This window comes from Roseovarius sp. MBR-6, assembly GCF_040547525.1.
In the GTDB taxonomy this organism is placed as follows: Bacteria; Pseudomonadota; Alphaproteobacteria; order Rhodobacterales; family Rhodobacteraceae; genus Roseovarius.
Map to the genome: position 1 here is coordinate 215,615 of NZ_JBEPPW010000006.1, position 8,292 is coordinate 223,906.

General features: G+C 61.8%; 9 protein-coding genes. All 9 read right to left on the reverse strand.

What is annotated here, in order from left to right; genetic code table 11:
* Positions 1-9: 9 nt before the first annotated feature.
* Positions 10-1,320, reverse strand: coding sequence for a DUF8689 domain-containing protein (locus ABIE57_RS10490; protein ID WP_354538965.1), 1,311 nt, complete (start codon positions 1,318-1,320; stop codon positions 10-12).
* A gap of 91 nt (positions 1,321-1,411) precedes the next feature.
* Positions 1,412-1,912: a prepilin peptidase gene (locus ABIE57_RS10495; protein WP_354538966.1), complete on the reverse strand. Its 501-nt coding sequence runs from the start codon at positions 1,910-1,912 to the stop codon at positions 1,412-1,414.
* Between the two features lie 6 nt (positions 1,913-1,918).
* Positions 1,919-2,773 (reverse strand): tetratricopeptide repeat protein, encoded by an 855-nt coding sequence (locus ABIE57_RS10500; RefSeq protein ID WP_354538967.1) that lies wholly within the window; start codon positions 2,771-2,773, stop codon positions 1,919-1,921.
* A 29-nt stretch (positions 2,774-2,802) separates the two neighbouring features.
* Positions 2,803-3,363 (reverse strand): tetratricopeptide repeat protein, encoded by a 561-nt coding sequence (locus ABIE57_RS10505; protein WP_354538968.1) that lies wholly within the window; start codon positions 3,361-3,363, stop codon positions 2,803-2,805.
* 13 nt (positions 3,364-3,376) lie between these two features.
* The gene (locus ABIE57_RS10510; protein ID WP_354538969.1) at positions 3,377-4,357 is read right to left on the reverse strand and encodes a type II secretion system F family protein; all 981 of its coding nucleotides are present in this window, start codon (positions 4,355-4,357) and stop codon (positions 3,377-3,379) included.
* Positions 4,358-4,366: 9 nt separating this feature from the next.
* Positions 4,367-5,335: a type II secretion system F family protein gene (locus tag ABIE57_RS10515; RefSeq protein WP_354538970.1), complete on the reverse strand. Its 969-nt coding sequence runs from the start codon at positions 5,333-5,335 to the stop codon at positions 4,367-4,369.
* A gap of 4 nt (positions 5,336-5,339) precedes the next feature.
* A complete protein-coding gene (locus tag ABIE57_RS10520; RefSeq protein WP_354538971.1) occupies positions 5,340-6,773 on the reverse strand; it encodes a TadA family conjugal transfer-associated ATPase in 1,434 nt (477 codons plus the stop codon).
* A 16-nt stretch (positions 6,774-6,789) separates the two neighbouring features.
* Entirely contained in the window at positions 6,790-8,034 is a 1,245-nt protein-coding gene (locus ABIE57_RS10525; protein WP_354538972.1) for a CpaE/TadZ family protein, read from the reverse strand.
* Positions 8,035-8,070: 36 nt separating this feature from the next.
* The coding region (locus tag ABIE57_RS10530) for a hypothetical protein (protein WP_354538973.1) at positions 8,071-8,292 on the reverse strand (222 nt) is incomplete at its 5' end.

Below are 8,292 nucleotides of genomic sequence, written 5' to 3' on the forward strand. Positions count from 1 at the left end.
CGGCCCGCGTCACTTTACGATCTCTTCATCCTTGACGAACATATTGGCCCAGGCGCGGTCGATGAGGTCAGGGCTCATGTGGTAGGGGGTGCCCTCGAATTCGCAGATCGCTATCATCTGGTCGATCAGGAAAACGGGCTGATAGTTCGCATAGATGTTGTTGATCGTGGGGTATTTCGTCCTGATGAGGTGGATCAGCGTTTCCTCGTCCAGCGGCATCCCCTTCTTGCGCGCCACCATGGCGAAGATCTTGAGGAAATCGGCCTGTGACGGCCCGTCGATCTTGATCTTGAAGAAGATCCGGCGCAGCGCGGCCTTGTCGAAGATCTCGTTGGGGTGGAAGTTGGTGGAGAAGATCACCAGCGTGTCGAACGGCACCTCGAATTTCTCGCCCGATTGCAGGGCGAGGATATCCTTGGATTCCTCCAGCGGCACGATCCAGCGGTTGACGAGGCTTTGCGGCGGTTCCTTCTGGCGGCCAAGGTCATCGACGATGAAGATGCCCCCCGTGGATTTGAGTTGCAGCGGCGCCTGATAGGTGCGCGCGGTGGGGTTGTAGACCAGATCGAGCATGTCGAGCGACAGCTCGCCCCCGGTGATCACCGTGGGGCGCTCGCATCGCACATAGCGCGTGTCGAAGGTCCGTCTGCGGCGCAGCGAATTGGGATCGTCCTCCTCGGTCTCGGCGGCGGAATGCACGATCGGGTCATAGACGGTGATCACCTGACCGGCATATTCGATGGCACGCGGCACATAGATCTTGTCGCCCATGGCGTCACGGATACCGTTGGAGATCGAGGATTTGCCGTTGCCGGGCGGGCCATACATGAGGATCGAGCGCCCCGCGCTCACCGCCGGGCCGAGATGATCGAGCAGCGAAGGCGGCAGGACCAGATGCCCCATGGCCGAGGTCAGTTGCGCGCGGGTGATCTGGATATTGCGGATCGACTGTCGCTTGACCTGCTCGCGGTAGACATCGAGCGGCACCGGCATGGGGCCGAAATATTCCGACTGGCTCAGCGCGTCGAGCGCGCGGCTCTTGCCGCCATCGGTGAGTTGAAACCCCATCTCGCCACCGGAATTGGCGTGAAGCGTGCCGGTCGCCTCGATCAGCTTCTGGCTGCGGGCAAGGTCGATCAGTTCCTGCGTGACGGCGCGCGGCAGGCAGATGGCCGTGGCGATATCGCCCACAAGGTCAAGATTCTTGCGAAACATGGTCTTGAGAAGAATATCGCGCATCATCACGATGGGCAGGCGCATCTCCTCGAGGCGGTTCGGAGGCGGCGGGGGCTGAACCCCCGGATGGGTCTGCATGTTCATGGCGGTGATCCTGCCCTCACGGTGTCTCGCGCCGATCATGCCCGGAAATGGTGCAGGAAATGTGGTGCGCGGCGGGCGGATTCGCGGCGGATCACACAGTGCCAAAGGCTGCCAGCCCGAGATAGAGCGCCAGCGCCGGGCCAAGCGCAAGACCCATGGGAAACTTGCCCTTCGCCTGCCAGCTTGCCCAGCCGGGGGCGAGATTGCGCAGCGGCGAGGCGCGCGCGACCCGGTGGACGATCAATCCCGCGAGCAGCATGACCGCAAGGAGCAGGGCAACCTTGGCGGCATCCGCCAGCGCCACGAAGGGCCCTGCGGCGGCAATGAACTTGGCGTCGCCCGCCCCCATGAGGCCGGCGGCATTGGCCACGATCCCCGCCGCAAGCAATGCCGCGAGATGCGTGAGCCGCCAGCCATAATCGGCCAGCGGCAGGGCGATGAGGCCGATCACGAGATAGATGACCACAAGGCAGAGCACCGCCGTGTTGGGGATTTTCATCGTGCGCAGATCGCTCCATGCCACCCAGAGGCAGACGGGCAGCACGAAGGGCAGAAACCAGAGCGCCGCCTGCGCGGGCAGAACGAAACTCATCTCGGCTCAGCCGGAATTCGATTCAAGGGCGCGCAGGTTGCGGGCGGCCTCTTCGAAATGTTGCGGATGCGTCTCTACCGCCTCTTGCAGAAGGCCCTTGCCGATGGCCACGTCGCCTTGTTTGACGGCCGAAAGCGCCAACGTGTAAAGGAGTTGCGCGCGCTCTTCCTGACTGACGGGCAAGACGGGAAGCGCATAGTTGCGCTGTGCGCCGCGTGCGAGCACGAGGTTGTTCTTGGCGGTGAAGAGTGCCGGATCATGGCGCACGGCCTCGGCAAAGAGGCGCTCGGCCCCGGCATGATCGCCGCGCGTGAGCTTGGAAAAGCCCCAGTTGTTGTAGACGCTGCCCGGCTTGGTGGTCAGACCTGCGGCAACCTCGTAGAAGCTGTCGGCCTTCTTCCAGTCCTGCTTGCTGTCGGCCACCATCGCCTCGAGCCGGTAGCGGCGATAGGTCTCGTAGGTGGGGGGGACGGTGTTCAGCACCTCGCCCGCGCGCGTCCAGTCGCTGTTGCGGATGAGCGCATCCGCGAGCGCCACGCGGTCCTCGTCGGTGGCGTCGGGATGTTCGGTCACGCGCGTCCAGGCAGCGGCGGCCTCGGTGGGGCGCTGCGCGCGGATCAGCGATTGGCCAAGGCTGCGCAAAAGGTCGATGCGGTCGGGATCGGCGGTGCTGGCGCGCTGGAAATAGGCCACCGCCTCGCCAGGATCGGCCGCGTTCAGCATCACGTCGTTGAGGCCTGTCTCATCGACGACATTGAGATCGCGCATGGCGCGATCGACCTTGTCCTCGGAGGATTTTACACATGCGCCAAGCACAAGCGCGCCGGTCACACACAGGGAAACAAGGATGGGGTGGCGCATGTCTGCGTCCTTTTACTGCCTCTGCCTCTTCAGGGTATCGTGCGAAGCAGGTAGCTCCCCCCGCCGCGCCGCACCACTTTGTATTCTTGGTTTGCCTGTTCTTCTTCAGCACCATAAACGGAAATTTCGGATTTTGCGAGTGCCAAACGCAGATTGTCGCGAATCGCGTCGCTTTCGCCATTATCGAGCGCATAGGCGCGGCGCAGCATCTGCTCGGCTTCGAGAAACTCGCCCTTTTCCATCAGCACCACGCCAAGATTGTTCCAGAATTCCGGGGTGGCGTCTTCGGTCTCGACCGCGCGGCGCAAGAGTTTCTCGGCGGTGCCGAGGCGTCCAAGGGCCAGGTTGGCGGTCCCGAGACCGGCGAGAACGTCGCCGGTCATGCCCTGCCCGACAGCCGCGCGCGAATAGGCGCGTTGCGCCAGTTCGTATTCGCCCGCATCCATCAGGCGGTGACCGACAAGAAGCGGATCTGCCGTCTCGGCCCCCGGCACCGGACCGGGGGCGTAAGGGCCTTGCGGTTGCGGCGCACCAAGACAGCCCGCGAGGGCCAGAGTGCCCAGCAAAACCGTCACTGATCGTGCCGCCATGATGCTCCGTCACTTACTCGGACATGGCCAGCAGCTCCATGATGCCCAGAACCGATGGCCCGACCAGAATGATCAACAATGGCGGCACTGTAAGCATCATCGTGGCCAATGTCATCTTGGTCGGCAGCTTGTTGGCCTTTTCTTCCGCGCGCATGACCCGTTTGTCACGCATCTCGCCGGCATAGACGCGCAACGCCTCGCCAATGGATGTGCCGAAGGTCTGCGACTGGATCAACACCGTGACAAAGCTGGAAATATCCTGAACGCCGCAGCGCTCGCCGAATTCGTTGAGAACGCCCGCCTTGTCGCGCCCGGCCTTGATCTGGAGGGCGACGATTTCGTATTCTTCCGAGAGCGCGGGATAGGCCGCGCGTATTTCACGGGCAACGCGGATGATCGCCTGATCGAGCGATTGACCGGCCTCGATGCACACGAGCATCATGTCGAGGCTGTCTGGGAAACCGTCCTGGATCTCTTCCTGCCGCTTTTGCTGACGCTTTGTCACCCAGTATTTCGGTATCATGTAGCCCGCGACGCCGGGTCCCAGAATGTAAAGCAGAGCGTCATTGACGGTGGTTTCCTGTCCGGTTTTGAACAGCAGGAAATAGATCACCCCGAGCACCAGAAGACCAAGGGCAAGACCCATTTGCGCGGCGTGGAAATAGCGCACCGCGTCGCGGTGGCGATAGCCTGCCTGCATCAGCTTGAGGCGGATTTCACTGAGCTGCTTCTTGTCCTGCGGTTCAAGAAAGCTCGCGTATTTGTCCAGTTTCTTGTTCTTGTTGCCGCTTCTGAGAGACCGGGCCTTGCCGTCTCCGGCGGTGGCGGTGCCTGCCGACTGCTTGAGCCGGTCAAGAGGGTCGGGCTTCTGCACGAGAAGAAGCGACAGCGTTGCGAGCACCATCACAAGGCCAAGCCCGCCGATGGCAAGGAGCGGCCCGAAGGGACCGAGCGTGTCGGTCAGAAAGGTCTGGATTGTCGCTGCGAGGGGCATGGCCTGTCCTTAAACCTTGATATTCACGAGGGCGCGCATCACCACGAGATTGACCACGAGAAACACGCCGACGATAATTGCCGCGGGAATGAAATAGGGGGTTTCCATCGCTTCGTCGTAATAGTCCGGCTTGAGCAACTGGATCCCGACGAGGGCAAGCAGAGGGAAGCCCGAGAGGAATTTTCCCGACCATTGCGCCTCGGCGGTGATTGCCTTGACGCGACGAAAAAGGCGAAAGCGGGCGCGGATCACCTTGGCCAGACCGTCGAGAATTTCCGCGAGGTTACCGCCCGCCTGCTGCTGGATCGTGACAGCCACGGCGAGAAAGCGCAAATCCTGCATGTCGAGCCGCTCGGACATGTCCTGAAGCGCCTCTCCGATATCCCGGCCGTAGGTTGCCTCATCGGCGATCATGCCGAATTCGGTGGCGATCGGATCTGAAACTTCGGTGGCGACAATGCCGATGGCCGATGAGAACGGGTGCCCCACCCTGAGCGAGCGCACCATCAATTCGATTGCGTCCGGCAGTTGCTCCTCGAGCATGGCCGAGCGTTTGGCCGCCTTCATGCTGATCCACAAATAGACCCCGCCGATGCCCATGGCCGCCGAGGCCACGATACGCACCGCAAGCTGGGTCTGGGTGCCGATGGTCAGCCCGAGGAACGCGAGCATGCCCGTTGCGATCATGATCAGCACGATCTGCTTGGGGGTAAAGGCGATGGCTGCCTTCTGCGCCTTTTGCGACAGGATCGCGTAGAGCGGCACACGCCGCGCCTTGAGATGCTGTTCCATCTCCTTGCGGAGCTTTTCCATCACCTCTTCGCGGTTGCCCGTCTTGTCGAGCATTTCCAGGCGTCGGTTCACACGGCTGTCAAGGCTGATCGAGCGCCCGAAAACGGTGAGGTAAAGCCCCTCCACCAGCACAAGGACGCCAATGAAGATGAGGCCGTAGATGATCGGTTCGGCGCTGAGACTCATGATGTCACTCCGCGGCTACGGGTTCATAGATCGAGGCCGGCAGATCAAAGCCCCAAAGACGGAAGCGCTCGGAGAAGTGCGAGCGCACGCCGGTGGCGGTGAAATGGCCGATGATCTTGTTGTCGGCCGTCAGGCCTGCGCGCTGAAAGCGGAACACTTCCTGCATCGAGATGACCTCGCCCTCCATGCCGGTGATCTCGGTGATCGAGGTCATCCGGCGCGAGCCGTCCTGAAGGCGGCTTGCCTGCACGATCAGGTTGACCGCGCTTGCAATCTGGTTGCGCACGGCCTTGAGCGGCATCTCGAGCCCGGCCATGGCGACCATGTTTTCCAGACGGCTGATGGCGTCGCGCGCATTGTTGGCGTGGATCGTCGTCATCGAGCCGTCATGGCCGGTATTCATCGCCTGAAGCATGTCGATCACCTCCTCGCCGCGCGTCTCGCCGACGATGATGCGGTCGGGGCGCATCCGGAGCGCGTTCTTGATACAGTCGCGTGCCGTCACCTCGCCCTTGCCCTCGACGTTGGGCGGGCGGGTTTCCATGCGCCCGACATGGATCTGCTGAAGTTGCAATTCGGCGGTATCCTCGATGGTGAGGATGCGTTCGGCATTGTCGATGAAAGACGAGAGCGCGTTGAGCGTTGTCGTTTTACCGGAGCCGGTTCCGCCCGAGACGATGACGTTGAGGCGGGTGGCGACGGCGGCCTGAAGATAGGCGGCCATCTCCTCGGAGAAGGCACCGAAGCGCACCAGATCGTCGATCCCGAGCTTGTCCTTCTTGAATTTGCGGATCGACACGAGGCTGCCATCCACCGCGATCGGTGGCACCATGGCGTTGAAGCGCGAGCCGTCGGCAAGGCGTGCGTCCACATAGGGGTTCGATTCGTCCACGCGGCGTCCCACGGCGCTCACGATCTTGTCGATGATCCTCAGGAGGTGCTTTTCATCCTTGAAGGTCACGTCGCTGACCACGAGCTTGCCGTTGCGTTCGATGAATATCTGGTGCGGGCCGTTGACGAGGATATCGCTGATCGTGTCATCCTTGAGCAGGGTTTCCAGAGGGCCAAGGCCCTTGACCTCGTCGTAAAGCTCCTGCGTGAGTTGCGCGCGGTCCTCGCGATTGAGGACGATGCCTTTTTCCTGAAGCAGCTCGCCCGCGATGGAGCTGATCTCGGCGCGCAGATCGGACTCGGCGGCGGTGTCGAGCGCGGCAAGGTTGAGATTGTCCAGAAGCGCGCGGTGCAACTCGATCTTGATCTCGCCGAGCCGTTCCTTGCGCTTGCGCTCCTTGTCCACAGGCTGCGCGCTGGCCGGAGTCGTCTGCGCGGGCTTGCGCAGGCTGGTGATCTGGGCCGTCGACGCTGTTGCGGCCGCTTGCGCCGAGGATTTCGATTCGGTCGCGGCGGTGCCTGCGGGTTTCTTGTATCGAGAGAACATCGTTGTCAGTCCTTCCTCAAGCGGCCTCGGACTCTTCGCGGCCAAGGTCGTGCAGGGATTTCGCAAGTTTGGCGATCTCGCGGCGCAACGGGTTCTTGGCTGCGCTCATTGCGAGCGGCAGCCCGTGATCCGCGCTCTGGGCGGCGGCGCGCCCGCCATCGGGCAGTTGGATGTCGATGGCGATATCGAGGTTTTCGCTCAGACGGCGCACCCGGCTCTTGCCGGTCAGATCGGTGAATTTCGGCGCGCGGTTCAGGCAGAAGCGGAGCTTTTCGAATGGCAGCTCCTCGGATTGCAGCGCGCGCTTGATCCGCTGACAATTCTGGGCCGACCGCATGTCGAGTTCGAGCGTGGCAAAATAGATCTGGCACGCATTCAGGACCGACTCGGTCCATTGCACCAGGGAGGTCGGCATGTCGATGATGATGTAATCGAAATGCTGACGCGCCAGATCAAGCACCCGCTTGATGTCGTCCGAGTTGATGAAATCGAGCGGCAGGATGTCCGTGGGCGCGGTCAGCACGCGCAGCTTGTCCTCGAACGTGACGAAGGCCTGTCGCAAGATATCCTCGTCGAGCCGCTCCGTGTCGGACCACATCTCGAAAACGACATCGCGGCGCGGCAGGTCAAGGAAGGTGGCGACGGACCCGAATTGCAGGCTGAGATCGATCAGGCAGACTTGCGGCGGCTTGGCCTTGTCCGTTATCGCCAGTTCCCAGGCAAGGTTGGTGGCGAGTGTCGTGGCACCGGTGCCACCCGCGAGGCCCTGCACGGCCAGCACCACACCGGCACCGTTCTTCGGGAGTGATTCGGGCGGCTTCGGCGTCGCCGCCATGGCGTGAACGGGTGCCGGTGCCGCCCTGAGACGTTCAATGGCCGCCTCCAACTCGCCTTCCGGCAGGGGGTAGGGGACAAATTCATCCGCTCCCCTGCGCAAAAGCTGATGCAACGAGGCGGGGCTGACATCCTCGGCAATGAGGATGCATTTGATCCTTTTGTCATGTGCCACGGTGATGATTTCGGTCAGCAGAGCGAGGTCCTCTTCGTCGCCGGCATCCATTGCCAGGGCCACGAATTCAAGCGCCTCCGCCTCCGGTTGGGCGAGGAAGGCCAGCGCCTCGGCAAAGCCGAGATCGCCCCACGCGTCACCCATCGCGGTTTCCATGTCCTCGATGAGGAGGTCGAAATTCTGGACGTCTCTGCTGATCGTGCAGGCACGAATCGGGTTCGGCGCGGTTTGGGTCATTGTGCTACTCGTCATGCCAATCTTGCATTTATGGCCTGACGTTACGGACAGTCAGACCCTTGTTGTTGAGGCAACATGTCCGAGAATGTTGGCGATATTTGGCCAAAAGATCGTCATTACTGGAAGACAAAAAAAACCCGCCGATTTCGGCGGGTTCTGTGGTCTGGCAGGCAGGGGCGAGAGTGTCCGATCTTCTGTGTAACTGCGCTTTGGTCCATGCTTCTTGAGAGGAGTGAGGACGATGACGATATCCAAGGAATTACTGGACGAACT

What these genes read in the sequence shown, in the direction of transcription:
- ABIE57_RS10500 (WP_354538967.1), bottom strand. Translation starts at nt 2,773, where the DNA reads ATGCGCCACCCCATCCTTGTTTCCCTGTGTGTGACCGGCGCGCTTGTG.
- ABIE57_RS10520 (WP_354538971.1), bottom strand. Translation starts at nt 6,773, where the DNA reads ATGTTCTCTCGATACAAGAAACCCGCAGGCACCGCCGCGACCGAATCG.
- ABIE57_RS10515 (WP_354538970.1), bottom strand. Translation starts at nt 5,335, where the DNA reads ATGAGTCTCAGCGCCGAACCGATCATCTACGGCCTCATCTTCATTGGC.
- ABIE57_RS10510 (WP_354538969.1), bottom strand. Translation starts at nt 4,357, where the DNA reads ATGCCCCTCGCAGCGACAATCCAGACCTTTCTGACCGACACGCTCGGT.
- ABIE57_RS10525 (WP_354538972.1), bottom strand. Translation starts at nt 8,034, where the DNA reads ATGACGAGTAGCACAATGACCCAAACCGCGCCGAACCCGATTCGTGCC.
- ABIE57_RS10505 (WP_354538968.1), bottom strand. Translation starts at nt 3,363, where the DNA reads ATGGCGGCACGATCAGTGACGGTTTTGCTGGGCACTCTGGCCCTCGCG.
- ABIE57_RS10495 (WP_354538966.1), bottom strand. Translation starts at nt 1,912, where the DNA reads ATGAGTTTCGTTCTGCCCGCGCAGGCGGCGCTCTGGTTTCTGCCCTTC.
- ABIE57_RS10490 (WP_354538965.1), bottom strand. Translation starts at nt 1,320, where the DNA reads ATGAACATGCAGACCCATCCGGGGGTTCAGCCCCCGCCGCCTCCGAAC.